The sequence below is a fragment of the Stenotrophomonas sp. BIO128-Bstrain genome (genome assembly GCF_030128875.1).
Lineage (GTDB): Bacteria > Pseudomonadota > Gammaproteobacteria > Xanthomonadales > Xanthomonadaceae > Stenotrophomonas > Stenotrophomonas bentonitica_A.
This window is the reverse complement of record NZ_CP124620.1, coordinates 3324082-3349382: the sequence shown is the minus strand read 5'-3', so window position 1 is coordinate 3349382 and position 25301 is coordinate 3324082. Positions and strand designations below refer to the sequence as shown.

The following is a 25301-nucleotide window of genomic DNA, read 5'->3' as shown; positions in this document are numbered from 1 at the left end:
TTTGACTAGCAACCGGTTCGGGGGTGGGACAGCGATTCTAACTGGCGCAAGGGCACCATGCGAATGCGTATGGTTATGCTGCAGCGCGTCATGAAATCGACGGAAAACGCCGACTGTTCAAGCTGCACGGGCAGTCGTGAAGACGGCCGCCATGTACCCTGTGGCGCTGAGTCGGGGCGCCACCAGGCCCCCTGCACGCACATCGAACAGGAGAACGGGTAGTGCCCACATGGCTTGTCACCGGCGGAGCCGGATTCATTGGCGGTAACTTTGTCCTCGAAGCGGTCGCCAAAGGCGTGCGCGTCATCAATCTCGATGCGCTGACCTACGCGGGCAACCTCAAGACGCTGGCCTCGCTGGACGGCAACCCGGACCACGTGTTTGTCGGGGGCGACATCGGCGACCAGGCGCTGGTCTCGCGCCTGCTGGCCGAGCACCAGCCCGACGCGGTGCTGAACTTCGCCGCCGAAAGCCACGTGGACCGTTCCATCGACGGCCCGGGCGCGTTCATCCAGACCAACGTGGTGGGCACCCTGGCGCTGCTGGAAGCCGTGCGCGATTACTGGAAGGCGCTGCCGGACGACAAGGGCCAGGCGTTCCGCTTCCTGCACGTCTCCACCGATGAGGTCTACGGCACCCTCGGCGAGACCGGCAAGTTCAGCGAGACCACCCCGTATGCGCCCAACTCGCCGTACTCGGCGTCCAAGGCGGCCTCGGACCATCTGGTGCGCGCGTTCCACCACACCTACGGGCTGCCGGTGCTGACCACCAACTGCTCCAACAACTACGGCCCGTACCACTTCCCCGAGAAGCTGATCCCGCTGGTGATCGCCAAGGCCCTGGCCGGCGAACTGCTGCCGGTCTATGGCGATGGCAAGCAGGTGCGCGACTGGCTGTTCGTGTCCGACCACTGCGAAGCGATCCGCACCGTGCTGGCCAAGGGCCAGGTCGGTGAGACCTACAACGTCGGCGGCAACTCCGAGAAGCAGAACATCGAAGTGGTGCAGGCGATCTGCGCACTGCTCGATGCACGCCGCCCGCGTGAGGATGGCCAGCCGCGCGCCGGCCAGATCACCTACGTGACCGACCGCCCCGGCCATGACCGCCGCTACGCGATCGATGCCTCCAAGCTCAAGGACCAGCTGGGCTGGGAGCCGAAGTACACCTTCGAGCAGGGCATCGGCTTCACCGTGGACTGGTACCTGGACAACCAGGACTGGGTCAACGGCGTGCTCGACGGCAGCTACCGCCTGCAGCGCATCGGCACCACCGCCTGAGCGCGGTGATCACCAGACAGAGGACAACCGCATGACTCAACGCAAGGGCATCATCCTCGCAGGTGGTTCGGGCACGCGCCTGTATCCGATCACCAAGGGCGTCAGCAAGCAGCTGCTGCCCGTGTACGACAAGCCGATGATCTACTACCCGCTCAGCGTGCTGATGCTGGCCGGGATCCGCGACATGCTGATCATCAACACGCCGCACGAGCAGGCGCTGTTCCAGAGCCTGCTCGGCGATGGCTCGCAGTGGGGCATGAACATCGAGTACGCCGTGCAGCCGAGTCCGGACGGGCTGGCGCAGGCCTACCTGATCGGCAAGGACTTCATCGGCGGCAAGCCGAGCTGCCTGGTGCTGGGCGACAACATCTTCCATGGTCATGGCCTGCGTGAAGTGCTGCGCAATGCCGACCAGCGCGATACCAGTGCCACGGTGTTCGGTTACTGGGTCAATGATCCGGAGCGCTACGGCGTGGCCGAATTCGACAAAGCCGGCAAGGTCATCGATCTGGTCGAGAAGCCCGAAAAGCCGCGTTCGAACTATGCCGTCACCGGCCTGTACTTCTACGACGGCAACGCGAGCGATTACGCCGCGGAACTGAAGCCGTCGCCGCGCGGCGAGCTGGAGATCACCGATCTCAACCAGCGTTACCTGCGCGAGGGCAACCTGCATCTGGAAGCGCTGGGTCGTGGCTACGCGTGGCTGGATACCGGTACGCACCAGTCGCTGCTGGAAGCCTCCAACTTCATCGAGACGATCCAGACCCGCCAGGGCTTGCAGGTCTGCTGCCCGGAAGAAATTGCGTTCGGCCAGGGTTGGATCACTGCTGAACAGCTGGAGGCGCTTGCCGCCCCGTTGATCAAAAACGGCTATGGCCAATATCTCCATAAGCTGGCTGTGCGAGGAGTGGTGCCGTGAAGATTGTCGAAACCAAGCTGCCGGGTTGCGTGGTGATCGAGCCGGCCGTGTTCGGCGACGAGCGCGGCTTCTTCTTCGAGACCTGGAACGCGGCCCGCTTCGGTGAGCATGGACTGCCGACGAAATTCGTACAGAGCAACGTCTCCAGCTCGTCCAAGGGCGTGCTGCGCGGCCTGCACTATCAGTGGCCGCGGCCGCAGGGCAAGCTGGTCAGCGTGCTTGAAGGCGAAGTCTACGACGTGGCGGTGGATATCCGTCGTGGCTCGCCGACCTTCGGCCAGTGGGCCGCCGTGGTGCTGAGCGCGGAGAACAAGAAGCAGTTCTGGATTCCGGAAGGCTTCGCGCATGGTTTCGCCGTGCTGTCCGAACGGGCGATTTTCAGCTACCTCTGCACCGAGGTGTACCTGAAGGACTTCGACGCCGGCGTCCGCTGGAACGATGCCGACATCGCCGTCGACTGGCCGATCAGCGCACCCACGCTGTCGGCCAAGGACGAGTCTGCGCCGTTCCTGAAGGACATCGCCGAGGACCGCCTGCCGGTCTACCAGCCGTGACGATCCTGCTGCTGGGGGCCAATGGCCAGCTTGGCCAGGAACTGCGACGCGCGCTGGCCCCGCTGGGTACGATCGTGGCGACCACCCGCAGTGGCGCGCTGCCCGATGGCAGCGCGTGCGAAGTGGCCGACTTCGATCAGCCCGCCTCGCTGGCCGCACTGCTGGACCGCGTCCGGCCGACGGTTGTGGTCAATGCCGCCGCCTACACCGCGGTGGACCGGGCCGAGGACGACCGGGAGGCGGCCTTTCGTGCGAACGCCGAAGCCCCCGGTGTACTGGCGCACTGGTGCGCGCAGGCCGGCGTCCCGTTGGTGCATTACTCCACCGACTACGTGTTCGACGGGCAGGGCACGCGCCCGTACCGGGAAGACGATGCGACCGCCCCGCTGGGCGTGTATGGCGCCAGCAAGCTGGCCGGTGAGCAAGCCATCCGTGCGGCCGGGGGACGACACCTGATCTTCCGCACCGCGTGGGTATACGCTTCCCACAGCGCCAACTTCCTGCGCACGATGCTGCGGGTGGGGGCGGAGCGCGACGTACTGCGCGTGGTGGCGGATCAGATTGGTACGCCGACGCCGGCAGCGTTGATTGCCGATGTGACCGCGCAGGCGCTGCAGCACGACGGCGCACTGTCGGGCACGTGGCATCTGACCGCCAAAGGCGAGACCAGCTGGCACGGCTTTGCCGAAGCGATCTTTGCGGACGCGGTCGCAACAGGCGTGCTGCCGCGGGCACCGATCGTCGAGGCGATCTCCACGGCCGAGTACCCGACGCCGGCCAAGCGCCCCGCCTATTCGCACCTGGATGTGGCGAAGCTGGAGCAGGACTTCTATGTCAGCTTGCCAAGCTGGCAGGAAGGACTGAAGCGGGTCATCGCGGACTGCTGACCCAGGCGTAGAGCCACGCCACGCGTGGCTGACGCGGTGTCAGGATTCCAGGCAGGGCAGCCACGCATGGCGTGGCTCTACCCGCAATAAAAAAAACCCGGCCTTGGCCGGGTTTTTTGTTTATCTGTTTGCCGTCGATCAGGTACGCCCGTACGTATCCTCAAACCTCACGATATCGTCCTCTCCCAGATAGCTGCCGGACTGCACTTCGATCAGCTCCAGCGGCAACTTGCCCGGGTTCTTCAGGCGATGGGTCACGCCCAGCGGGATGTAGGTGCTCTGGTTCTCGGTGAGCAGCAGCACTTCCTCACCCCGCGTGACCTCAGCCGTACCGCTGACCACGATCCAGTGCTCGGCACGGTGGTGATGCATCTGCAGGCTCAGCGTTGCGCCCGGCTTGACCGTGATGCGCTTGACCTGGAAGCGGGCGCCATTGTCGATCGAGTCGTAGGCGCCCCACGGGCGGTACACCTTGCGGTGCCAGGTCGCTTCGGGACGGCCATCGGCCTTGATCCGGGCGACCACCTGCTTGATCTCCTGCATGCGGTCGCTCTTGCCGACCATGACCGCATCATCGGTCTCGACCACGATCACGTCATCCAGGCCGACCAGCGCGATCAGGCGCTCGCCGTAGGCGAAGGTGTTGCGGCAGTCGATCGCGATCACGTCGCCGTGGTGCGCGTTGCCCTCGCCATCCTGTTCGGACACGTCACGCAGGGCGGTCCACGAACCGACGTCGTTCCAGCCGGCATCCAGCGGCACGACCACGGCGTCGGCGGTCTTTTCCATCACCGCGTAATCGATGGAATCCGACGGCACGGCGGCGAAGGCGTCTTTGTCCAGGCGGGTGAAATCGCTGTCGCGGCGCGCCTGCTGCCAGGCGGTGCGGCTGCCGGCCAGCATGGCGGGATTGAACGTCTCCAGCTCGGCCAGGAAGCGCGAGGCCTTGAACAGGAACATGCCGCTGTTCCAGAAATACTCGCCCGACTGCACGTACGCGCTGGCGGTTTCCGCATCCGGCTTCTCGACAAACCGATCCACGGCGCGGACATCACCTTTGGAGGCCGCCTTGATGTAGCCGTAGCCGGTTTCGGGGCCGGTCGGCACGATGCCGAACGTCACCAGCTTGCCGGACTCCGCGGCCGGTACCGCACGCAGTACGGCAGCACGGAACGCCTGTTCGTCGGCGATTACATGGTCCGACGGCAGCACCAGCAGCAGCGCATCATCACCCTCGCGCGTCGCTTCCAGCGCGGCCACCGCGATCGCCGGGGCGGTGTTGCGGCCAATCGGCTCCAGCAGGATTGCCTGCGGCTGCACGCCCAGCTGCTGCAGCTGCTCGGCGGCGACGAAGCGGTGCTCCTCGTTGGCGACGATCAGCGGCGCGCGGCCGGCGATCGCTGCCACACGCTGCCAGGTGGCCTGCAGCATGGTCTGTTCGCCGGCCAATGCCAGGAACTGCTTGGGGTAGGACTCGCGCGACAGTGGCCACAGGCGGGTGCCGGAGCCGCCGGAAAGGATGACGGGAAGAAGGTTCTGCATGGTGGGGGTACTCGCCTCAGGCGTCCTTGAGCAATTGGGAAATTTCATCGGTGCGTGCGCGCAGCAGCGCTGCGTCGCCGCGGGTTTCAACATTCAGGCGCAGCAGCGGCTCGGTATTGGAACTGCGCAGGTTGAAGCGCCACTCGCCGAAATCGGCGCTGATGCCGTCGGTGTGGTCCAGCGCCGGCGCCTGCGCGGCGTAATGCTCCATCACGCGGGCGACGGAGCGCTTGGCATCGGCGACCTTGAAATTGATCTCGCCGCTGCACGGGAACTTCTGCATGCGCGCTTCGACCAGATCGGCCAGCGAACGTCCGGACTCGGACACCAGCGCGGCGATCAGCAGCCACGGGATCATGCCGGAATCGGCGTAGGCGAACTCGCGGAAATAATGGTGCGCACTCATCTCGCCGCCGTAGACGGCATTCTCCGAGCGCATTTTTTCCTTGATGAACGCGTGGCCGCTCTTGCACAGCACCGGCTGGCCACCGGCTTCCTCGACCATTTCCACCGTGTTCCAGGTCAGGCGCGGGTCGTGCACGATCTTGCCGCCGGGCTGGCGCGCGAGGATCGCCTGGGCAAGCAGACCGACCAGGTAATAGCCTTCGATGAAGCGGCCGTTATGGTCGAAGAAGAAGCAGCGGTCGAAGTCGCCATCCCAGGCGATGCCGAAGTCCGCGCCATGCTCGCGCACGGCCTGTGCGGTGAGCTCGCGGTTTTCCGGCAGCAGCGGATTGGGGATGCCATTCGGGAAGCTGCCATCGGGCTCGTGGCAGATGCGGATGAACTCCAGCGGCAGGTGCGGGGCGAGCAGATCCACGATCGTGCCGGCGCCGCCGTTGCCGGCATTGACGACCAGCTTCAAGGGCTTGAGGGCCTTGGGCTCGATGTAGCTCAGCAGGTGCGCGATGTAGGCGCTCTTGTCCGGATGCGACTGCAGGCCGGCGCTCGGCTCGGCGGCGGGGGCCTGGTCGGCCTCGACCGCATCGGAGATCGCGAACAGGCCGGTATCGGAGCTGATCGGGCGGGCCTGCTCCTTGACCAGCTTCATGCCGTTGTAATCCATCGGATTATGGCTGGCGGTGACCATGACCCCGCCGGCCGCTTTCAGGTGGTCCACCTGGAAATAGACTTCTTCGGTCCCGCACAGCCCGATGTCGAGCACTTCGCGGCCGGCGCCGCGCAGGCCGGCTGCCAGCGCATCCTGCAGGGCCCCGCTGGTGAGGCGGACATCGTGGCCAACCACCACCGTGCCGGGCGACAGCTGCGCCGCCAGGGCCACGCCGATGCGACGGGCCAGATCTTCGTTCAGTTCATCCGGAACCCGGCCGCGGATGTCGTACGCCTTGAATGCGGGGAGCGTCATCTATTCAGTCCTTCTGACAGTCAGCGCACTAGTTTAGCCGCTGCCGTGTATGGGAATCGTTTTCACCGGGGCGGGCCGGGTCAATGCCGGAGCCCGGGGGCAGGGAAAGCCCCGGGCAATGGCTACAATGGCCGCTTACATCAACGAGGTGAGGGCGTAGATGAGCAAGTCCCCAGACAACGCCGGGCGACGTGGAAAGCAGTACGCCAGTGCGGCTGAAGCGCTGCAAGGCGCCATCGCCGATGGCCAGACCCTGGCGGTCGGCGGGTTCGGCCTGTGCGGTATTCCCGAGGCCCTGATCGCCGCGCTGCGCGATTCCGGTGCCAAGGATCTGACCGTGATCTCCAACAATGCGGGCGTGGATGGCTTTGGCCTCGGCCAGCTGCTGGCGACCCGCCAGATCCGGAAAATGATCTCGTCCTACGTGGGCGAGAACAAGGAATTCGAGCGCCAGTACCTGGCCGGTGAGCTGGAGCTGGAGTTCAACCCGCAGGGCACCCTGGCCGAGCGCCTGCGTGCCGGCGGTGCCGGCATCCCGGCCTTCTTCACCGCAACCGGCTACGGCACGGTGGTGGCCGAGGGCAAGGAAACCCGCGAATTCGATGGCAAGCACTACGTGATGGAGACCGCGCTGCGCGCCGACGTCGCGCTGGTCAAGGCGTGGAAGGCCGACGAGGCCGGCAACCTGGTGTTCCGCAAGACCGCGCGCAACTTCAACCCGGCCTGCGCGATGGCCGGCAAGCTGTGCATCGTGGAAGTGGAAGAGGTGGTGCCGGTGGGCAGCATCGACCCGGACCAGGTGCACCTGCCGGGCATCTACGTGCACCGCATCGTGCACAACCCGCACCCCGAGAAGCGTATCGAACAGCGTACCGTGCGCCAGGAGGCGAACTGAGATGGCCTGGACCCGCGATGAAATGGCACAGCGCGCCGCGCGCGAACTGACCGACGGCGCCTACGTGAACCTGGGTATTGGCCTGCCGACCCTGGTCGCCAACCACATTCCCGACGGTGTGGATGTCTGGTTGCAGTCCGAAAATGGCCTGCTCGGCATCGGCCCGTTCCCGACCGAGGCCGAGGTCGACGCCGACCTGATCAATGCCGGCAAGCAGACGGTGACCGCACGCGCGGGCGCCAGCTACTTCGGCAGCCACGACAGCTTCGCGATGATCCGCGGCGGCCACATCAACCTGGCCATCCTCGGCGCGATGCAGGTCACCGACAAGGGCGACCTCGCGAACTGGATGGTGCCGGGCAAGATGGTCAAGGGCATGGGCGGGGCGATGGATCTGGTCGCCGGCGTGCAGCGCGTGGTGGTGCTGATGGAGCACACCGCCAAAAGCGGCGAGCACAAGATTCTGCCCGAGTGCAATCTGCCGCTGACCGGTGTCGGCGTGGTGGACCGCATCATCACCGACCTTGCCGTGTTCGATGTCACTGACACGGGCCTGGTGCTGGTCGAGGCGGCTCCGGGCGTGGGTATGGATGAGTTGAAGGAAAAGACCGGCGTGGCGTTCAGCGACTGACCGATCCGGCTACACCGGCCGCAACTCTGCCGCGGCCGGTGAAGCTGTCATCCGTGGCGAGCTCCTCCAGCCAGGAGCCCGCTGACCAATGGCCATCAGCCACGCACTGAAGGGGCACTAGTACTCCAGCGCCTTCCAGCTGCAAGTGCTCCACATCCTCGCCAATGGCGGCGCAGGTGTTGCTCAGGAAAGCCAATGCGCCCTCATGGACCTGAGCAAGAGATGCCATCCCGTCATCGGACAGTTCCGGTGAGGAGAATTGAGCCTCGCGCCCGTTCTCAGTGTTCCGGAACCCGCAGAACTGCCCGGTCGGAGCGGCCAGGAGTGCCTCTAGCAGCAAGTCATGCTTCAAGATCGATGAGGTGCTGTCTGGTGCAGAACGACCGTCGTGATAGCGTCCGGCGGCCCAGCCAAAACCGTCCAGTTTGCTCACACTCGCGCGTAGCGCAAAGTACGCTCCGTCCAAGGGGCGGCCGATCATCATGGACAAGTAGGTTTGGATGGTGCCTGCGTAACCGAGGTCTGAGATCAGGACCTGCTGATCGCCGACGGTCTCTTCCCAGTAGCCAAGGTAGTCATCCCGCTCCCGCGCTGCGATGGCCAGTAACGAGGGCAGCGCAGGCTCAACAAGCGCGACAACTTCTGTGAGCATATCGGGCAGGTAGATTTCCTTGTCAGCCTGTGAGCGCAACGCGCCACGTACTACAGCAGCGGCCTCCTCGCCCAGTCGCGAGGACACCATGTTTATCAGAGGGCCGGTGTAGCTTCCATGCAACAGGCGCGGCAAATCGGCTTCGCCTCGGAGGCTGGCCATGCCAGCGGCCCGGCGGGATACGAGCAGGTAATGCGAGTCGAATCCAGTGAGGGCAGGCACCTTGCTGGAAAGCAGATCCCAGGCGCGCTTCAGCAGATACCCTTCTCGGCTGAGAAACAGCACGGCTGCGGTTCCTCTCTCTTTGGCGACGCGAGATACCCAGACCAAGTAGTCCAGGACAACTGGGCCGAGCACGGCATATCCCGTTGCATAGGCATCCAAGGTGGGGGTAGGCGCAATGCTGGCGGGATCCAGATCGCCACGGGCCTGGAACTGGTTGACGACAAGGCCCCGCCACAACTGCTCTGACCAGGGTGCCTGGGTGCCTTCCCGATGTCGAAGAGGGCGTAGGCCTGGCACTACGTCCAATAGGGCAGAACCACGCAGGGCATGCACGGGCGTCAACAATCCAGCCAGTTGTGGCATCTGCACGTCCGCATGCTCATTGTCACCAACATGCAGCCACCGGGTTTTTGGCACGGATTCGCGTGCAGAAATATCTGCCCAGGTGGCAATTTCGTCTTTGCGCCTGCCTGTCTGACATGAGACCCACCATTCTTGCGTCAGGTCTGAGATGGATGCAGGAAGGACGCCCAAGAGCGCCGACGTTGGCAAATACATGTCTGACAATGCCACCAAGCGCTTTCCCTTCAGCGATCGCACTGCCGCTACTAGGCCATCACGCGGGCTCAGCATTCGCCGTTCCATCGATAGCTCCACGTCAAGCAGGAGGCTCGGCTTCTCTACTGAACGGGTCTCAGCGAAGCGCGCATAGATCTCGTCAATTGTTGGGTCGCGACCCAAAGAAAGCCTGGCGCGTTCTTCAGCCTGCTCCCGAAGCTGGTGAAAATCGGGGACGCCGTACCTCGTCGCCACGTGGAAAGAGAGATAAGCCCGTGCTGCCTGCGGCGTCAGGAATGGGCGAGTCACCAACGTATCAAAGACATCCATTGTTACCAGATCTGCATCGAGAGCAGAAAAGAGGAGGCGCTCTGCGACCGGCATCGAGAAGGCATCCAGCCAGTTCCGCTGGCCCTCGCTGGTGAGCATGGGCGTGTCCTGTCCAGCCAAGACGCCAAGAAGGTAGCTTTGCTGTCGGATCAATGTCGCAAAGATCCGCTCCACGGCATGCTGCAGAGTTCCGTCGATCTGTCCCTTCTCTTCAGGGAACTCAGCAATAGCCAGATTCAGCTCGAACAGCGGGCGTAGGGCATCGACCCGTGCCCAGAACATGGAGCCTGCCGGGAAATCGATGTAGGCGTTGCGGTCGATGACAATGCCGAGCCGGGCAGCCAACGCTTCGCCCACCTCTGCATTGCTCAGCCAGGTGTGCGCCCACAAAGGCACACCTTCGTAGCTTTCGGGATAAACCAGCCCCAGACGCGGTTCTGCCTGGAACATGCCGAGGATCCAAGCTACTCGTTGCTCGGTACCTAGCAGGGACGTCAACAGGTAGTGGCGCCAGCTCTCTTGCTCGCTCCCTGTATACAGCGACTTCTTGGTATGGATGTGGCCAATGACATCCAGGCTCAGGATCTCATCCCTGAAGGTAACCAGCATGGGCGCAATGTCTCGGCCACGATTCGGCACGATGCGCACATGCAGAGCAGATACTCGCGAAAGCAAGCCGAAGCGCTGTTCTGCGCGTGCTTTGGCATCTTCATCCATCACGGAGACGAGCAACTCAAAGGGTACGGGCACATTGCCCAGCAAGGTGGCGAACTCCTCGATCAGATCCGGGTAGAAGACGTGTGCCATGATGCCGACGCGCTGCTGGAGCTGCGCCAATGGAATAGGATCTGGGAACGTATGCTCCGCCGGTTGGGCGACCCGACTGCGAGAAGCACTTGCTTGCCGCAGGCGGGAGGAAAAGCCTCTAAGTCCCATCGCGCGAATCACCTTGAATGACCGGCACACAACAGACCACAGTCCCGGCAGCCCTCCGCCGTGACGCGAAATCGCTTGTTCAGCTGCGAGAAAATAGCGCGAAAGCCGCCACATCATGGTTGCAGACCCGCGTCATGTTTGACTACGGAGCATACCGCTGAGCCGGTAAAGACGCTTCGCATGGGCACTTTTGGGGTAGCCGGGCTACTCGCGGGGCTGCCGAGGCAAAACATGACCATTTGTTGCGGTTTCCAAGATGCCGGTCTGGCTGGCATCCATTTTCGATCTTTGGCGGGCAAGGGGCAAATCAACCTGGCCGGTGCTGAGATGCGCATGCCGGCGAAGGGATGCTAGCGTTCCCCCATGGATCTCCACCTCCCCGACGCCCAGGTGCACTGGCACCGCCACTGGCTCTCCCGTGACGCCGCCGACACCCTCCAGCGCACGCTCCGCGACGACGTCCCATGGGAGGTGCACACGATCCGCATGTTCGGCCGCCAGGTCGATTCCCCGCGCCTGAGCTGCTGGATGGGCGACCCGGCCGCGCGCTACCGCTATTCCGGTACCGAGTTCGTGCCGCAGCCCTGGCATCCGGCGCTGCTGCCGCTGCGCGATCAGTTGGCGGCCTTCTGTGGCCATGCGTTCAACAGCGTGCTGCTCAACCGCTACCGCGATGGCGATGATGGGATGGGCTGGCACAGCGACAACGAGCCCGAACTGGGGCCGGCACCGGTGATCGCGTCATTGAGTCTGGGCGCGGCGCGGCGGTTCCTGCTGCGGCGCCGGGACGACCATGCGAAGAAGGCCGAGGTCCTGCTGGACCATGGCGATCTGCTGGTGATGGGCGGGCAGACCCAGCGCCATTACCAGCATTCGCTGCCGAAGAGCGCCCGGCCGCTGGCCGAGCGCCTGAATCTCACGTTCCGCTGGATCAACGCACCCGGGCAGGGGTGACCGCGCTGCGGGCGTGATCCTGCTCGCCGGTCACCAGCGTCCAGCCCACCACGTTCGTGGTCAGTGTCTGCAGCCCCTGTTCCAGCGCGGCGGTGACCTGGGCAACGTCGGTGCTGCCGACCGGGTTTTCCTGGCGGAAGGTGCGGTCGGCGACCACGCGCTGGTCGATCACGTGGATCAGCTTGGCGTTGACTTCGATCAGCGCGGTCGGCGTAGCCTGGCCGCGGTAGTCGGCTTCGAAGCGGCGCACGTCCATGGCCAGTTTGTAGTCGGCCCGGATGCCGGTGGTGACCCGGGCCACCCCGTTGATGCGGCCGGAATCCTCGAAACCGCGCACCAGCGCGTCATCGAGCATGTCGGTGGCCGGCTGGGCCCAGCTCACGCCCTTGTAGACCTCCAGTTCGGAGGGAGTCGGGCGCACGTTGATGCGCGGGCTGTCGACCACGCGCGCGGCGCTGGGCTTGACCAGCACCAGCTGCCAATCGACGGTCGGCCAGCTCGGGTCGGCCTGGATGCGGACCACGGGCGAATAGATGGTCACCGCGCTGCGCTCGTTGCTGCCCAGCAGCGAGCAGCCGCCAAGCGCGGCGATCAGGGCGATCGGCAGCAGGGGCCGGAACAAGGTCGGGCGGCTCATTTGGGTTCGAACTCCTTGGGTGCGTCGCGGCCGAGCAGATAACGTGCCGGGTTGTTGTCCAGGCGGTCGCTGACCCGGCGCAGGTCGCGGATCAGGCCGCGCAGCTCGGTCAGGGTCGGGCCGAGCTGGGCCAGGCCATCGTTGGCGAAGCTGTTGATCGCCGCACGGTTCTCGCCAAGGATCGAATCGGCGTTTCCGGCGGCCGAATCCAGCTTGCTCAGCGTGGTTTCCAGCTTGTCCAGGATCGGCGGCAACTGCTGCACCAGGTTCTTGTCCAGGCGCTGGATGGTGCCGTTGGTGCTCTTGAGGGTGACATCCAGGCTGCGCGCGGCGTCGCGCGCGCTGAGCAGCAGCGCCTGGGTGCCCTGGTCGCGGTCGGCCAGGCCGCCGCTGATGGTTTCCAGGTTGGCCAGGGTCGCGTTGATGCTGGCCACGTTGCGGTCGCTCAGCACCTGGTCCATGCGCTCGACGATGCGGTTGGCCACGTCGGTGATGTTCTGCAGCGCCGACGGCGTGGTCGGGATGATCGGGGCCGGGTCCTTGTTGACCGCGGTCAGCGCGGCGGACTGCGGCGTGCCGCCACTGAGCTGGATGATCGACGGACCGGTCAGGCTGGTGATCGCCAGTTTGGCGCGGGTGTCGGTCTTGACCGGCGTATTGGAGTTCAGCCGGATCCGCGCGACCACCTGGCGCGGATCGTCCGGGACCAGGTTCAACTCGGTGATCGAGCCGACCGCGATGCCGTTGTACTGCACCGGGCTGCCCACCGACAGGCCGGTGACGGCCTCGCGGAACACCACGCGGTATTCCGTCCAGGTGCGGTCGGAGGAGTACTTGGCGGCCCACAGGCCGAAGGCCAGCAGCGCCAGTCCCACCACCAGGGTGAAGGCGCCGATCAGGACGTAATTGGCTTTGGTTTCCATGGCTTACTCGCTCTCGTGCTTTGCATCGCGCGCAGCACGCGCGCGCGGTCCGTGGAAGTACTCCTGGATCCACGGGTGGTCCAGTTGTTCGATCTCGTGCAGCGGGGCATTGGCGATGACCTTCTTGTCGGCCAGCACCGCCACCCGGTCACAGATCGCATACAGCGTGTCCAGATCATGTGTGATCAGGAAGACAGTCAGGCCCAGCGCTTCCTGCAGGGTCTTGATCAGGCGGTCGAAGGCGGCCGCGCCGATCGGGTCCAGCCCGGCGGTGGGTTCGTCCAGGAACAGCAGCGGTGGATCCAGCGCCAGCGCACGGGCCAGGCCGGCGCGCTTGCGCATGCCACCGGACAGCTGCGAGGGCAGCTTGTTGATCGCATCGGCGGGCAGGCCGGCCAGCTTCACCTTGAGCAGGGCCAGTTCGTAATGCCAGCGCTCGGGCAGCTCGCCGTGATGTTCCTTCAACGGCACCTGCACGTTCTCGCCCACGGTCAGCGAGGAGAACAGTGCACCATCCTGGAACAGCACGCCGGTATTGCGTTCGATATGCAGGCGGTTGGCCGGGTCGCTGGAGCGGGCATCGACGCCGAGCACCTCGATCTGACCATCGTCAGGCGTGCGCAGGCCGAGGATGCTGCGCATCAACACTGATTTGCCGGTGCCCGAGCCGCCGACCACGCCGAGGATCTCGCCGCGACGCACATCCAGGTCCAGCCCGTCGTGTACCACCTGCGCACCGAAACGGTTGGTCAGCCCGCGCACGCGGATCAGCAATTCGCCGTCATCGGTGGCGGCAGCGTCGCGGTCAGGGGCCGGGGCGGTGTCGGTGATCATCGGTTACCAGCCCATCTTCATGAACCACAGCGCGGCGAACGCGTCGAGGATGATCACCAGCGAAATGGCCTGCACCACGCTGGAGGTGGTGCGCTCGCCGACCGACTGCGCGGTGCCTTCCACCTTCAGGCCTTCCAGGCAGCCGATCAGGCCGATCACCAGCGCGAACACCGGCGCCTTGGACAGGCCCACCAGCATGTTGCGCACTTCCATGGTGTCGTGCATCCGCGCGATATACATCTGCGGCGGGATATCCAGATCGAACGCACCCACGGTGATGCCACCGGCCAGGCCGGCGACCATCGCGATGAAGGTCAGCAGCGGCAGGGTGATCAGCAGGGCGATCAGCCGCGGCAGCACCAGCAGATCGACCGGGTCCAGGCCCAGCGTCTTCATCGCGTCGATTTCTTCGCGCGCCTTCATCGCACCGATCTGCGCGGTGAACGCACTGGCGGTGCGGCCGGCCAGCACGATCGCGGTCAACAGCACGGCGAACTCGCGCAGGAAGGCGATGCTGACCAGTTCGACCACGTAGATCTCGGCGCCGAAGTCGCGCAGGATCGTGGAGCCGAGGAAGGCGATCACCGCACCCACCAGATACGACAGCAGTGCCACCAGCGGCACCGCATCCAGGCCGACCTGTTCCATCTGGGCGACGGTGGCGGTGAGCCGGAAACGGCGCGGTTCCTTGATCAGGCGCGCGCCCTTGACCAGGTTCTCGCCGAGGAAGCTGGCCAGCGCCACGATGTTGTGGCCCATGCCGTGCACGCTGACACCCAGCCGTTCCAGTGCGGCCAGCACGCCGAAGTCGCGCTTGGCCTTGGGCCGGTCGTCGGCGACTTCCTCGATGGTGGAGACCAGCGCACGATGCTCCTCGCGGAACGTCACCGCGTCCTCGCCGAGATCGGCGCGGTGGGCCACGCGCAGCAACTGCAGCACGCCGGCCGAGTCGAGCAGGGTGATCCCGCTGGCGTCCAGACCGGTCACCTTCTCCGGAAGGCCACGCAGCACCTCGGCCGCGTCCAGCGCGGTGCGTAAAGTCCAATGACCAGACAACCGGATCAGACCGGGGTCTTGGGCATCCTGCTCGAGATGGGGGGCTTGGTCTGAGGTCATGTAGGCGTCCTGCGCGCAGCATAACCTGTCCGGGTGCATGGCTCGCGTATGCGCCGGACCGGGCTGAACGCGTTGCTCGGCAACACCGGGGGCGTCATGCCGCGATGCGATGCCACCGGGATTCTTCAGGCCGGGGCGTGTTCGGGTAATACTACGCCGCATGTCTGCCGACGCCCCCACCATCGTTGCACCACCGGCCACCTACGCACAGCGCGTGGCCTTCGTTTCGGAAATGGCCGGGCGCCTGCACAGCTATGGCACTACCGCGCAGCGGCTGGAAGCCGCCGTGGTCGCGCTGGCGCAGCGGCTGGACCTGGATTGCGAGCCGTGGTCGAACCCGACCGGCCTGATCCTGAGTTTCAGCGACCCGACCAAGGCGATCGGTTCGTCGGACATCACCCGCGTGATCCGGCTGGCGCCGGGCGAGAACGACCTGCATAAACTCAGCATCGCCGATCAGATCACCGATGCGGTGGCCAGCGGCACCATGAGCATCGCGCAGGGCCATACCGCGCTGCGCCAGCTGGACAAGGATCCGGGCCGCTGGGGCAAGATCCGCACCATTCTTTCCTACAGCCTGGGCGCGGCAGGCGTGGCCGGCCTGTGGAAGTTGCCGTGGCTGGATATCGCCACCGCAGGCGTGATCGGCCTGCTGATCGGCGTCATGGGCATGTATACCGACCGCCGCCCGGCCACGCGCGAGGCCAATGAAGCATTGGCGGCGCTGCTGGCCGGCTCGGTGGCGACCCTGGTGGCCTCCTTCATCGGGGCGCTCAACCTCAACACGGTGATCATCGCCTCGCTGGTGGTGCTGCTGCCCGGGATGTCGCTGACCAATGCGGTCAACGAGCTGGCCAGCCAGCACTGGGTCTCCGGCACGGCGCGGTTTGCCGGTGCGGTGACCACGATTCTGAAGCTGACAGTGGGCGCGGTGATCGCAGTGACGCTGTCGGGCATCGTCGGGCTGGAGCCGCTGGTGCGCGCCTCGCGGCCGCAGGCCGATTGGGTCGAATGGGGCGCGTTGCTGCTGGCCGCGTTCGCGTTCGCGATGCTGTTCAAGGCCAACCGTCGCGATTTTCCGTGGGTGATGGCGGCGGCCGTCGCCGGCTATGCGATCTCCAAATTCGCCGGACAGGCGTGGGGCATCCCGGCCGGCATTTTCATGTCCGCGATGCTGCTCACCGCCGCAGGCAATCTGTTTGGTCGGCTGGCGCAGCGCCCGGGCGCGATCATCCGCCTGCCCGGCATCATCATGCTGGTGCCCGGCAGTACCAGCCTGCGCGGCGTGTTGACCCTGGTCCAGCAACAGGACATGAGCGCCGGCCAGACCGTGCTGATGACCGTGCTCAACGTGGTGATGGCGCTGGTGGCCGGCCTGCTGTTCGGCAATCTGCTGATCCCGGCGCGCAAGAATCTTTGACCCTTCCGGTCACCGCGCGCGCCATCAACGGGTACGAAAACGCCGGCGCGAGGCCGGCGTTTTCATGTGAAGCAGTGACTGACCGGCTTACTTCTTGATCAGGAACTCTTCAACCTTCTTGCCCTTGGCAGTATGCGCAGCCAGCCAGCGCGGCTGCTTGCCACGGCCGGTCCAGGTTTCCTTCGGGTTGGCCGGGTTGCGATACTTCGGAGCGACCTTGCCGAGCTTGCGCACGGCCTTGGCCGGGGCCTTGGTGGCCTTGCTCGCGGCACGGCCACGTGCGGCCGGGGCGGCACCGCCGAACAGTTCTTCCACCGAATAGCCCTGGGCCTTGGCCAGCTTGGTCAGCTGTGCGCGGACCTTGGTGATCGCCGGACGCTTGGCCACGATGGTCTGCTGCTTCTTGGCGTTCTTGATCAGCGCGCCCAGCTCTTTGGCGGACAGGCCGCTCAGGTCGATACTCATCTACTACTCCGCAATATATGAAGGACAGGGTGAGCCGGTCCTTGGCGTCGGAAACAGCATACATTCTCTTTTGCGAAATACACAAACAAACCGGAGTTATTGAAACCGGGTCCGCCATTGAAAAGGCCGGGTTATTCACCCGGCCTTTGTCATTACTTCGTCAATTTTGCCAGCAGCGCGTCCTTGTCGAGGACCTCCGCTTCGGCGGCATTGCGCGCGCGGTACTCGAACGTGCCGGCGGCGACGCCGCGTTCGGACACCACGATCCGGTGCGGGACGCCGATCAGTTCCATGTCGGCGAACATCGCGCCCGGGCGCAGGCCGCGGTCATCCAGCGCCACATCCAGGCCGGCGGCCTGCAACTGCGCAAGCAGCTCGGCGGCGGTGGACGACACGGTCTCGTCCTGCTTCGGATTGATCATGCAGACCACGACCTGCCACGGCGCCATCGCGTCCGGCCAGATAATGCCGGCATCGTCGTGATTCTGTTCGATCGCCGCCGCCACGATGCGCGAAATGCCGATGCCGTAGCAGCCCATCGCCAACACCGCAGCCTTGCCGTTTTCGTCAAGCACGGTCGCATTCAACGCCTGCGCATACTGGCGGCCGAGCTGGAACACATGGCCGACTTCGATGCCGCGCGCGATCTTGAGTTCACCGCCATCGGCGGCACGATCACCGGCCTTGGCGTTGCGGATGTCCGCCACTTCCGGTTCGGGCAGGTCGCGGCCCCAGTTGACGCCGGCGATATGGGCACCGGCTTCGTTGGCACCGATGACGAAATCGGCCAGCGCGGCGACGTCGCGGTCGGCCACGATGCGGATCGGCTGGGCCGGATTGAGCGGGCCGAGGAAGCCCGGCTCGCTGCCCAGATGCGTGGCGATCTCCGCCTCGCTGGCCATGCGGTAGCCCTGCAGACCCTCGACCTTGCCCAGCTTGATTTCATTGACGTCGTGATCGCCGCGCACCAGCGCCAGCACGAAGCCGGCCTCGCTCATGATCGCGACCGACTTGACGGTGCGCTCCAGGCCCAGGCCGAGCAGGGCGGCGACGGCTTCGCAGGTCTTCTGCGTGGGCGTATCGATCCTGCGCAGCGCTTCGCTGGCGGCCGGGCGCTCGCCCGGGGCCGCGGCGATGGCCGCTTCCATGTTGGCCGCGTAATCCGAGCCGGTGGAAAACACCAGCGCGTCTTCGCCCGACTCGGCGATCACGTGGAATTCCTGCGAGGCGTCGCCACCGATCGCGCCGGAGTCGGCCTGCACCATGCGGAAATCCAGGCCCAGGCGGGTGAAGATGCGGCTGTAGGCCGACTTCATGTTCTCGTATTCGCGCACCAGGCACGCATCGTGCAGGTGGAAGGAATAGGCATCCTTCATCAGGAATTCGCGCGAGCGCATCACGCCGAAGCGCGGGCGGATCTCATCGCGGAACTTGGTCTGGATCTGGAAGAAATTGACCGGCAGCTGCTTGTAGCTGGACAGCTCCTGGCGCGCGAAGTCAGCGGCAGCCTCTTCCGCGGTCGGGCTGTAGCAGAACACCTGCTCCTTGCGATCCTTGAGCTTCAGCAGCTGCGGGCCGAACTTTTCCCAGCGGCCGGTGGCTTCCCACAGTTCCTTGGGCTGGATGGTCGGAATCTGGAATTCCACCGCGCCGGCGCGCTCCATTTCCTCACGCACGATGCGCTCGACCTTGCGCAGCACGCGCAGGCCCAGCGGCGACCAGGTGTACAGCCCCGAGGCCAGCTTGCGGATCATGCCCGCGCGCAGCATCAAGCGGTGGCTGGTCAGCTCCGCGTCGCTGGGGGTTTCCTTGGTGGTGTGCAGGTGGAACTGGGAGAGGCGCATCGTCGGCTTCGCTGAACGGCAGAAGCCGATATTCTGCCAGTCCGGCCGCCGCGATGGGTGTTGCGGTTGGTTTTGGCCGCCTCGACGGGGCCGGTGGCTCAGGCCTTGGGGGTGCAGTAGGCCTGGATGGCGGCCTCGGCCAGGGTCTTCTGGGCGCTGCGCTGCTCGTCGGTCAGGGCGGTATCGGCCGTGCCGTCGCCATCGGCGTCCTGCATGACCTTGCCCGGCCCGTTGAGCAGGGTGAGATTGCCGCGGGCGTCGGTGCAGGCCTTGTTCTCGGCCGGGGCGGCGGCGGTCTCGCGCGGGAGCGGGTCCCGGTTCTCGACCTGGCGGGCCTCGTACTTCTGCCCGGCCGGTGGCTTCTCCGAATACTGGGTGACGCCGTTGGCATCTTTCCACTTGTAGACAGTGCCGGCGCTGGCCGTGGCGCTGGCGAGCAGCAGCAGGCCGCTCAGACGGGACAGGGCACGCATGGCAACTCCGGGAACGGGGCAGAACCGCGATTGCAGCACCCCGGGCCGGTGCTGGCAAGCTAAACTGGCCGCATGGATCAGATGAAACCCCCGCCGCGCTCGCGCAGCATTTACCTGCTGCCCAACCTGTTCACCACCGCAGGCCTGTTCGCCGGCTTCTACGCGATCATCGCCGCGGCCAACGGCGACTTCGTGAATGCCGCGGTCGCGGTGTTTGTCGCAGCGGTCATGGACGGCCTGGACGGCCGCGTGGCCCGCCTGACCGGCACCAGCAGCGAATTCGGCGTGCAGTACGACTCGCTGGCCGATCTGGTCAGCTTCGGCATGGCCCCGGCCCTGGTGATGTACCACTGGTCGCTGTCCTGGCTGAAGTTCGACGACCCGGTGATGGGCCGCGTCGGCTGGGCGGTCGCCTTCCTGTATGCCGCCTGCGCCGCGCTGCGCCTGGCCCGTTTCAATACCCAGGTCAGCGTGGTCGATAAACGCTGGTTCATCGGCCTGGCCAGCCCGGCCGCCGCGGGCCTGATGATGTCCTTCGTCTGGGCCTTCGCCGATGGCAACCTCGGCTGGGACGGCAACCAGCTGCGCTATGTCGCGCTGGGCGTGACCCTGGTGGCGGCGCTGCTGATGGTGAGCCGGATTCGCTTCTGGAGCTTCAAGGGCAGTGGCGAGAAAGGACCGCGCGCCGATCGCGTGCCGTTCCTGGCGCTGGCCCTGGTGCCGATCGCCATCGCGATCATGGTCATCGATCTGCCGCGCGTGCTGTTCGCGGTAGGCGTGGTGTATGCCTTGTCCGGCCCGTGCTACTGGGCGTGGCAGCGCACCCGCAAGACGGTCGAGCCGAACGCGTGAGCGGGCAGGCGCTGCCGCCATTGTGGTCGCCGGCGCAGCAGTCCTGGCTGCAGGCGATGGGCTATACGGTGTTCGTCGACGGCAGTGTCGAGCCGGAGGCCGCTGCCGTACCTGATGTGCAGCTCAGCGCGGCGCCGCTCGCAGAGTCGTCCGTGCCCGTGCGCCAGTCGCGGCCGGCACCGGCGGTGGATGCGCCCGCACCGGTGCGCCGAAGCGCGCCGCGCACGGTCGAAGAAGGCGCGCCGCCGCCCGTTCCGGCGGCCACGCCGGCACGCGCAGGCGGAGGCCGCCGCGCCGCGGTGCGGATGCCCGATCGCCTGCAGATCGCCCTGCTACGCGCCTCCGGCTGCAACCCGGCCGAGCCGGACACCCAAGTCTTGATGGCCAGCTGGAACCTGGATGAACTGCGCAGCAGCGCCGCCGCCAAGCGCGCGTTGTGGCCGCAGCTGCGCGCCCTGCGCAAACGGGGCCGGTCGTGAGTGCGGTGAGCTCGCCGCGGCCGTTGTCGCTGCGCGCGCTGCGCGAAAGCGACCTCAATGCGGTGATGGCCATCGAGGTGCGCGGTTACCCGTACCCGTGGACCCGCGGCATCTTCCAGGACTGCCTGCGTGCCGGTTATCCCGGCCTGGCGATGGAAGAGGACGGCCTGCTGATGGGCTACGGCCTGCTCAGCATCGCTGCCGATGAAGCCCATATCCTCAACATCTGTGTGGACCCGCTGTGCCAGTCCCGTGGCCACGGCCGCTACCTGCTGCGCGCGCTGGTGAAGCTGGCACGCGACCATGGCGCGCACCGCGTGTTCCTGGAAGTGCGCCCGTCCAATACCTCGGCCGTGGCCCTGTACCACAGCGAAGGGTTCAATGAGATCGGCCGCCGGCCGCGCTATTACCCCGCCCGCGACGGGCGCGAGGATGCGCTGGTGATGGCGATCGAGCTGGTCGACGACGACATCCAGGTGATGCCGCCGCTCTGACGTCCCGATGTAGAGCCACCCCATGGGTGGCTGCTGTTCGATCCGGCCCGTACGGGGTGTGGCTGTCGTAGACAGGCGCAGCCACCCATGGGGTGGCTCTACGTGATCCGCAGCACCACTGCCCCGAGCACGATCAGGCCGGCGGCGATCCAGCGTTGGCGGGTGACCCGTTCGTGCAGGATCCAGGCCGAGATCAGGATGCCGAACAGGATCGAGGTTTCGCGCAGCGCGGCGATCATCGCAACCGGCGCCACGGTCATGGCCCACAGCGCCAGGCCGTAGGAGATCAGTGTCCCGAACCCGCCCACGATGCCGTAGGCCCAGTTGCGGCGGGCATAGTCACGCAGCGCGCCGGCGCGGGTGCACAGCGCCCACAGGGGCAGGGGCAGGCCGGAGAGCAGGAACAGCCACAGGGTGTAACTCACCGCGGCGCCCGAGTGGCGCGCGCCCCAGGCATCGACCAAGGTGTAGGTGGCGATGACGCCGGCATTGAGCAACGGCAGCCACAGATGCTGGCGCGAGGTGCCGCGGGTCATGCACAGGATGCCCAGGCAGATCAGCGCGATTCCGCTCCACGCGATCCACGCCAGGCGCTCACCCAGAAACAGCGTGCTGATCAGCGCCACCAGGATCGGCGCGCAGCCGCGCATCAGCGGGTAGGACGCGCTCATGTCGGTCAATTGGTAGGTACGTGCGACGAGGACGTAATACCCGACCTGGAGCAGGGTCGAGGTCGCCAGCCATGGCCAGCTCTGCGCGGCGGGTGTGGGCATGAACGGCAGCGCGATCGCGGCGATCACCGCCGCCGAGCCGGTGACCAGGATCGTGGTCAGCAGCGTGTCGGTGCCGCGTTTGACGATCGCGTTCCAGCTGGCATGCAGCAGGGCGGCGAACAGCACGATGCAGAAGAGGGACAGCGACATCGTGTCGGCGGTCATTCAATCCGTGGACGAACCCGCATCATGCCGCAGATGGGCAGCCATCGGGCCCGTAACCGCGCGGGCCGGGCCCTACCTACGTTATCGGCCCAGGGTAGAGCCACCCCATGGGTGGCTGCACGCCATCCCGCCCCGGAAGGCAGCCACGCATGGCGTGGCTCTACCCTGGCCCCGCAGAAGCAGCCACGCATGGCGTGGCTCTACCCTGGCCCCGCAGAAGCAGCCACGCATGGCGTGGCTCTACCCTGGCCCCGCAGAAGCAGCCACGCATGGCGTGGCTCTACCCGTGCGCTTACAGCTTCGCGCGCTGCGAGCGCAGGCCATCCAGCTGGGCGGTCCATTCGACCAGGCGCACGCGCTCCTGCTCGACCACGGCCGCGGGCACCTTGTCGGTGAACTTGGCCAGCTTGGTCTCGCTCTTTTCCTTCTCCGATTCCACCCGGGCGATTTCCTTGTCCAGGCGCGCGCGTTCGGCGCCCAGATCGACCAGGCCCTCCAGCGGCACCAGCAGGGTGAGATCGCCCACGATCGCAGCGGCGGCCGGCGGCGTGTCGCTGCCGTTGGCCAGCCATTCGATGCGCTCCAGCTTGAGCAGGAAAGACAGCGACGAGGTGAAACGGGTCATGCGCGCGCGGTCGTCGTCGTTGCCACCCTGCAGCAGCAGCGGCACCAGCTTGGACGGCGGCACGTTCAACTCGCTGCGCACGCGGCGCAGCGCGTTGACCATCGACTTCAGCCATTCCACGTCGGCTTCGGCACGGGCGAAATCACCCGCGAACTCCTCGGCGGTCGGGTACGGACGCAGCGAGATGGTGTCGTCGGTGATGCCCAGGCGCGGGGCGACCTGGCGCCACAGCTGCTCGGTGACGAACGGGGTCAGCGGGTGCAGCAGGCGCAGCAGCGCTTCGAGCACGTACAGCAGGGTGTGGCGGGTGCTGTTGGCATCGTCGGCGTCGGCACCGTTGAGGGCCGGCTTGGTCAGTTCCAGGAACCAATCGCAGAACTCGTTCCAGGCGAATTCGTACAGGCACTGCGCCAGCAGATCGAAGCGGTAGTTGGCGTAATGCGTCTGCGCTTCGGCCGAGACCGCGGCCAGGCGTGCCAGAATCCAGCGCTCGGCATCGGTACGCGGCTGCGGCACGCCGGTGAAGCTGCTGCCCTCGGTGTTCATCAGGGTGAAGCGGCTGGCGTTCCACAGCTTGTTGCAGAAGTTCTTGTAGCCCTCGGCGCGGTTCATGTCGAACTTGATATCGCGGCCGTGGGTGGCCAGCGCGGCGATGGTGAAGCGCAGCGCATCGGCACCGTGGGCGATGATGCCCTCGGGGAATTCGCGGCGGGTCGCCTTCTCGATCTTCGGCGCGTCCTTGGGCTTCATCAGGCCGGTGGTGCGCTTGGCGACCAGGTCCTCGATGGAGATGCCATCGATGATGTCCAGCGGGTCGAGCACGTTGCCCTTGGACTTGGACATCTTCTGGCCCTGCGCATCGCGGATCAGGCCGGTGATGTAGACGTCCTTGAACGGAATCTTCCCGGTGAAGCTGTCGGTGGCCATGATCATGCGGGCCACCCAGAAGAAGATGATGTCGAACCCGGTGATCAGCACCGACGACGGCAGGTAGCGCTCGAAACCGCGCGCGTCCATCGCCTGCTCGTTCGGCCAGCCCAGGGTGGAGAACGGCCACAGCTGCGAGGAGAACCAGGTCTCCAGCACGTCGCTGTCCTGGTGCAGGGCGAGGTCGGCAGCGAGGTTGTTCTTCGCGCGGGCCTCGGCTTCATCACGGCCGACATAGCAGTTGCCCGCGTCGTCGAACCACGCCGGAATGCGGTGGCCCCACCACAGCTGGCGGCTGATGCACCAATCCTGGATGTTCTCCATCCAGTGGCGGTAGGTGTTGATCCAGTTGGCCGGGACGAACTGGATGCTGCCGTTCTCGACCAGCTCCAGGCCGCGCTTGGCCAGCACGTCCATCTTCACGAACCACTGGTCGGTGAGGTACGGCTCGATCACCTGCTGGGTACGATCACCGCGCGGCACCTGCAGCTTGTGCGCCTTGGTCTCGACCAGGATGCCGAGGTCTTCCAGCTCGGCCAGGATCACCTTGCGCGCTTCGTAACGGTCCAGCCCGCGGTACTTCTCCGGGGCGTTGTCGTTGATCGCCGCCACCGGGGTGAACAGGTTGATCATCGGCAGGTTGTGGCGCAGGCCGACCTGGTAATCGTTGAAATCGTGCGCGGGGGTGACCTTGACCACACCGGTACCGAACTCGCGGTCGACGTAATCATCGGCGATCACCGGGATCTCGCGGTCGGTCAGCGGCAGCTTCACCATTTTGCCGATCAGATGCGCATAGCGCTCGTCGTCCGGGTGCACCATCACCGCGGTATCGCCGAGCATGGTTTCCGGGCGGGTGGTGGCCACGGTCAGGGTGCCGCTGCCATCGGCCAGCGGGTAGCTGATCGACCACAGGAAGCCGTCTTCCTCAACGCTTTCCACTTCCAGATCGGAGATGGCGGTCTTCAGCACCGGATCCCAGTTGACCAGGCGCTGGCCACGGTAGATCAGGCCCTGCTCGTGCCAGCGCACAAACGCCTCGACCACCGCTTCGGACGGCTGCGGGTCCATGGTGAAGGTGCTGCGCGACCAGTCGCTGGAGGTGCCCAGGCGGCGCATCTGGCGCTCGATGGTGTCACCGGACTGCGCCTTCCACTCCCACACCTTCTCGATGAAGCCGTCGCGGCCCAGCGAATCGCGGGTCTCACCGGTGTTGGCCAGCGCCAGGTTGCGCGACACCACCATTTCGGTGGCGATGCCGGCGTGGTCGGTGCCGACCTGCCACAACGTGTCGTAGCCGCGCATCCGGTGGTAGCGCACCAGCGCATCCATCAGGGTCTGCTGGAAGGCATGGCCCATGTGCAGCGTGCCGGTCACGTTCGGCGGCGGCAGCAGGATGGTGTACGGCTCGCCCTTGCCGGACGGCTTGAAATGGCCGGCATTCTCCCACGCGTCGTACAGCGCGGTTTCAAAGGTTTTCGGGTCGTAGCTGGAGGCGAGTTGGGTCATGCGGGAACCAGGATCGAATACGGAAAGTGGGGGTGCCGG

General features: G+C 65.8%; 22 protein-coding genes and 1 pseudogene. 11 read left to right on the top strand and 12 right to left on the bottom strand.

Annotation, left to right across the window (positions count from 1 at the left end; genetic code table 11):
• Window positions 1-221 precede the first annotated feature (221 nt).
• Genes rfbB through rfbD form a run of 4 tightly spaced genes read left to right on the top strand, consistent with a single transcriptional unit; the run spans window position 222 to window position 3637 of the window.
• Window positions 222-1277: a dTDP-glucose 4,6-dehydratase gene (gene rfbB / locus POS15_RS15315; RefSeq protein ID WP_284128403.1), complete on the top strand. Its 1056-nt coding sequence runs from the start codon at window positions 222-224 to the stop codon at window positions 1275-1277.
• Window positions 1278-1308: 31 nt separating this feature from the next.
• Entirely contained in the window at window positions 1309-2196 is an 888-nt protein-coding gene (rfbA, locus tag POS15_RS15310; RefSeq protein ID WP_284128402.1) for a glucose-1-phosphate thymidylyltransferase RfbA, read from the top strand.
• Window positions 2193-2750: a dTDP-4-dehydrorhamnose 3,5-epimerase gene (rfbC, locus tag POS15_RS15305; RefSeq protein WP_019182577.1), complete on the top strand. Its 558-nt coding sequence runs from the start codon at window positions 2193-2195 to the stop codon at window positions 2748-2750. Before rfbA ends, rfbC begins: the two co-directional genes overlap by 4 nt.
• Complete coding sequence (gene rfbD, locus POS15_RS15300; protein ID WP_284128401.1) at window positions 2747-3637, top strand: dTDP-4-dehydrorhamnose reductase; 891 nt, start codon at window positions 2747-2749, stop codon at window positions 3635-3637. The genes rfbC and rfbD overlap by 4 nt, the downstream gene beginning before the upstream one ends.
• Before the next feature lie 138 nt (window positions 3638-3775).
• On the opposite strand, the gene POS15_RS15295 is transcribed toward rfbD, so the two are convergent.
• Complete coding sequence (locus POS15_RS15295; RefSeq protein ID WP_284128400.1) at window positions 3776-5179, bottom strand: mannose-1-phosphate guanylyltransferase/mannose-6-phosphate isomerase; 1404 nt, start codon at window positions 5177-5179, stop codon at window positions 3776-3778.
• A gap of 16 nt (window positions 5180-5195) precedes the next feature.
• Window positions 5196-6545: a phosphomannomutase gene (locus POS15_RS15290; RefSeq protein WP_284128399.1), complete on the bottom strand. Its 1350-nt coding sequence runs from the start codon at window positions 6543-6545 to the stop codon at window positions 5196-5198.
• Window positions 6546-6705: 160 nt separating this feature from the next.
• Here POS15_RS15290 and POS15_RS15285 point away from each other — a divergent pair, with 160 nt between their 5' ends.
• Together POS15_RS15285 and POS15_RS15280 are read left to right on the top strand one after the other, a co-directional pair.
• On the top strand, window positions 6706-7440 hold the full coding sequence (locus POS15_RS15285) for a CoA transferase subunit A (protein ID WP_284128398.1): 735 nt from the start codon (window positions 6706-6708) through the stop codon (window positions 7438-7440).
• A gap of 1 nt (window position 7441) precedes the next feature.
• Window positions 7442-8071: a CoA transferase subunit B gene (locus tag POS15_RS15280; RefSeq protein WP_284128397.1), complete on the top strand. Its 630-nt coding sequence runs from the start codon at window positions 7442-7444 to the stop codon at window positions 8069-8071.
• Here the strand turns inward: POS15_RS15280 and POS15_RS15275 are convergent.
• Entirely contained in the window at window positions 8061-10889 is a 2829-nt protein-coding gene (locus tag POS15_RS15275) for a rhamnan synthesis F family protein (RefSeq protein WP_284128396.1), read from the bottom strand. The genes POS15_RS15280 and POS15_RS15275 overlap by 11 nt on opposite strands.
• Before the next feature lie 246 nt (window positions 10890-11135).
• Between POS15_RS15275 and POS15_RS15270 the strand changes: the two genes are divergently transcribed.
• Window positions 11136-11726 carry an alpha-ketoglutarate-dependent dioxygenase AlkB gene (locus POS15_RS15270; protein WP_284128395.1) on the top strand — a complete coding sequence of 197 codons (591 nt, stop codon included), beginning with the start codon at window positions 11136-11138 and terminating at the stop codon, window positions 11724-11726.
• On the opposite strand, the gene POS15_RS15265 is transcribed toward POS15_RS15270, so the two are convergent.
• The 4 genes from POS15_RS15265 to POS15_RS15250 are packed head-to-tail and all read right to left on the bottom strand — an operon-like array spanning window position 11704 to window position 15236.
• Window positions 11704-12363 carry an ABC-type transport auxiliary lipoprotein family protein gene (locus POS15_RS15265; RefSeq protein WP_284128394.1) on the bottom strand — a complete coding sequence of 220 codons (660 nt, stop codon included), beginning with the start codon at window positions 12361-12363 and terminating at the stop codon, window positions 11704-11706. The two genes, POS15_RS15270 and POS15_RS15265, sit on opposite strands and share 23 nt — an antisense overlap.
• Window positions 12360-13286, bottom strand: a complete 927-nt coding sequence (locus POS15_RS15260; protein ID WP_121042588.1) for an MlaD family protein — start codon at window positions 13284-13286, stop codon at window positions 12360-12362. Before POS15_RS15260 ends, POS15_RS15265 begins: the two co-directional genes overlap by 4 nt.
• A 3-nt stretch (window positions 13287-13289) precedes the next feature.
• On the bottom strand, window positions 13290-14120 hold the full coding sequence (locus tag POS15_RS15255; RefSeq protein WP_284128393.1) for an ABC transporter ATP-binding protein: 831 nt from the start codon (window positions 14118-14120) through the stop codon (window positions 13290-13292).
• A gap of 3 nt (window positions 14121-14123) precedes the next feature.
• On the bottom strand, window positions 14124-15236 hold the full coding sequence (locus POS15_RS15250; RefSeq protein WP_070426576.1) for an ABC transporter permease: 1113 nt from the start codon (window positions 15234-15236) through the stop codon (window positions 14124-14126).
• Window positions 15237-15396: 160 nt separating this feature from the next.
• Here POS15_RS15250 and POS15_RS15245 point away from each other — a divergent pair, with 160 nt between their 5' ends.
• Window positions 15397-16656 carry a threonine/serine exporter family protein gene (locus POS15_RS15245; RefSeq protein ID WP_284128392.1) on the top strand — a complete coding sequence of 420 codons (1260 nt, stop codon included), beginning with the start codon at window positions 15397-15399 and terminating at the stop codon, window positions 16654-16656.
• Window positions 16657-16746: 90 nt separating this feature from the next.
• On the opposite strand, the pseudogene POS15_RS15240 reads toward POS15_RS15245, so the two are convergent.
• From POS15_RS15240 to POS15_RS15230, 3 genes and pseudogenes are all read right to left on the bottom strand, one after another.
• Window positions 16747-17121, bottom strand: a pseudogene (locus POS15_RS15240) (H-NS histone family protein); the annotation flags it as partial.
• Between the two features lie 152 nt (window positions 17122-17273).
• Window positions 17274-18965, bottom strand: a complete 1692-nt coding sequence (locus POS15_RS15235; RefSeq protein WP_284128391.1) for a proline--tRNA ligase — start codon at window positions 18963-18965, stop codon at window positions 17274-17276.
• 98 nt (window positions 18966-19063) lie between these two features.
• Window positions 19064-19438: a DUF4124 domain-containing protein gene (locus POS15_RS15230; protein WP_284128390.1), complete on the bottom strand. Its 375-nt coding sequence runs from the start codon at window positions 19436-19438 to the stop codon at window positions 19064-19066.
• A 72-nt stretch (window positions 19439-19510) separates the two neighbouring features.
• Here POS15_RS15230 and pssA point away from each other — a divergent pair, with 72 nt between their 5' ends.
• The 3 genes from pssA to rimI are packed head-to-tail and all read left to right on the top strand — an operon-like array spanning window position 19511 to window position 21263.
• Entirely contained in the window at window positions 19511-20290 is a 780-nt protein-coding gene (gene pssA / locus POS15_RS15225; RefSeq protein ID WP_284128389.1) for a CDP-diacylglycerol--serine O-phosphatidyltransferase, read from the top strand.
• On the top strand, window positions 20287-20769 hold the full coding sequence (locus tag POS15_RS15220) for a hypothetical protein (RefSeq protein WP_284128388.1): 483 nt from the start codon (window positions 20287-20289) through the stop codon (window positions 20767-20769). Before pssA ends, POS15_RS15220 begins: the two co-directional genes overlap by 4 nt.
• On the top strand, window positions 20766-21263 hold the full coding sequence (rimI, locus tag POS15_RS15215) for a ribosomal protein S18-alanine N-acetyltransferase (RefSeq protein WP_121042847.1): 498 nt from the start codon (window positions 20766-20768) through the stop codon (window positions 21261-21263). The genes POS15_RS15220 and rimI overlap by 4 nt, the downstream gene beginning before the upstream one ends.
• Before the next feature lie 98 nt (window positions 21264-21361).
• Here the strand turns inward: rimI and POS15_RS15210 are convergent, their stop codons facing one another.
• Entirely contained in the window at window positions 21362-22186 is an 825-nt protein-coding gene (locus POS15_RS15210) for a DMT family transporter (RefSeq protein WP_284128387.1), read from the bottom strand.
• A gap of 307 nt (window positions 22187-22493) precedes the next feature.
• Complete coding sequence (locus POS15_RS15205) at window positions 22494-25262, bottom strand: valine--tRNA ligase (protein WP_284128386.1); 2769 nt, start codon at window positions 25260-25262, stop codon at window positions 22494-22496.
• Between the last annotated feature and the right edge of the window lie 39 nt (window positions 25263-25301).

Coding starts and splice junctions, on each gene's coding strand:
- rfbA (WP_284128402.1), top strand. CDS start 1,309: ATGACTCAACGCAAGGGCATCATCCTCGCAGGTGGTTCGGGCACGCGC.
- POS15_RS15295 (WP_284128400.1), bottom strand. CDS start 5,179: ATGCAGAACCTTCTTCCCGTCATCCTTTCCGGCGGCTCCGGCACCCGC.
- POS15_RS15290 (WP_284128399.1), bottom strand. CDS start 6,545: ATGACGCTCCCCGCATTCAAGGCGTACGACATCCGCGGCCGGGTTCCG.
- POS15_RS15285 (WP_284128398.1), top strand. CDS start 6,706: ATGAGCAAGTCCCCAGACAACGCCGGGCGACGTGGAAAGCAGTACGCC.
- POS15_RS15280 (WP_284128397.1), top strand. CDS start 7,442: ATGGCCTGGACCCGCGATGAAATGGCACAGCGCGCCGCGCGCGAACTG.
- POS15_RS15275 (WP_284128396.1), bottom strand. CDS start 10,889: ATGATGTGGCGGCTTTCGCGCTATTTTCTCGCAGCTGAACAAGCGATT.
- POS15_RS15270 (WP_284128395.1), top strand. CDS start 11,136: ATGGATCTCCACCTCCCCGACGCCCAGGTGCACTGGCACCGCCACTGG.
- POS15_RS15265 (WP_284128394.1), bottom strand. CDS start 12,363: ATGAGCCGCCCGACCTTGTTCCGGCCCCTGCTGCCGATCGCCCTGATC.
- POS15_RS15260 (WP_121042588.1), bottom strand. CDS start 13,286: ATGGAAACCAAAGCCAATTACGTCCTGATCGGCGCCTTCACCCTGGTG.
- POS15_RS15255 (WP_284128393.1), bottom strand. CDS start 14,120: ATGATCACCGACACCGCCCCGGCCCCTGACCGCGACGCTGCCGCCACC.
- POS15_RS15250 (WP_070426576.1), bottom strand. CDS start 15,236: ATGACCTCAGACCAAGCCCCCCATCTCGAGCAGGATGCCCAAGACCCC.
- POS15_RS15245 (WP_284128392.1), top strand. CDS start 15,397: ATGTCTGCCGACGCCCCCACCATCGTTGCACCACCGGCCACCTACGCA.
- POS15_RS15235 (WP_284128391.1), bottom strand. CDS start 18,965: ATGCGCCTCTCCCAGTTCCACCTGCACACCACCAAGGAAACCCCCAGC.
- POS15_RS15230 (WP_284128390.1), bottom strand. CDS start 19,438: ATGCGTGCCCTGTCCCGTCTGAGCGGCCTGCTGCTGCTCGCCAGCGCC.
- pssA (WP_284128389.1), top strand. CDS start 19,511: ATGGATCAGATGAAACCCCCGCCGCGCTCGCGCAGCATTTACCTGCTG.
- POS15_RS15210 (WP_284128387.1), bottom strand. CDS start 22,186: ATGTCGCTGTCCCTCTTCTGCATCGTGCTGTTCGCCGCCCTGCTGCAT.
- POS15_RS15205 (WP_284128386.1), bottom strand. CDS start 25,262: ATGACCCAACTCGCCTCCAGCTACGACCCGAAAACCTTTGAAACCGCG.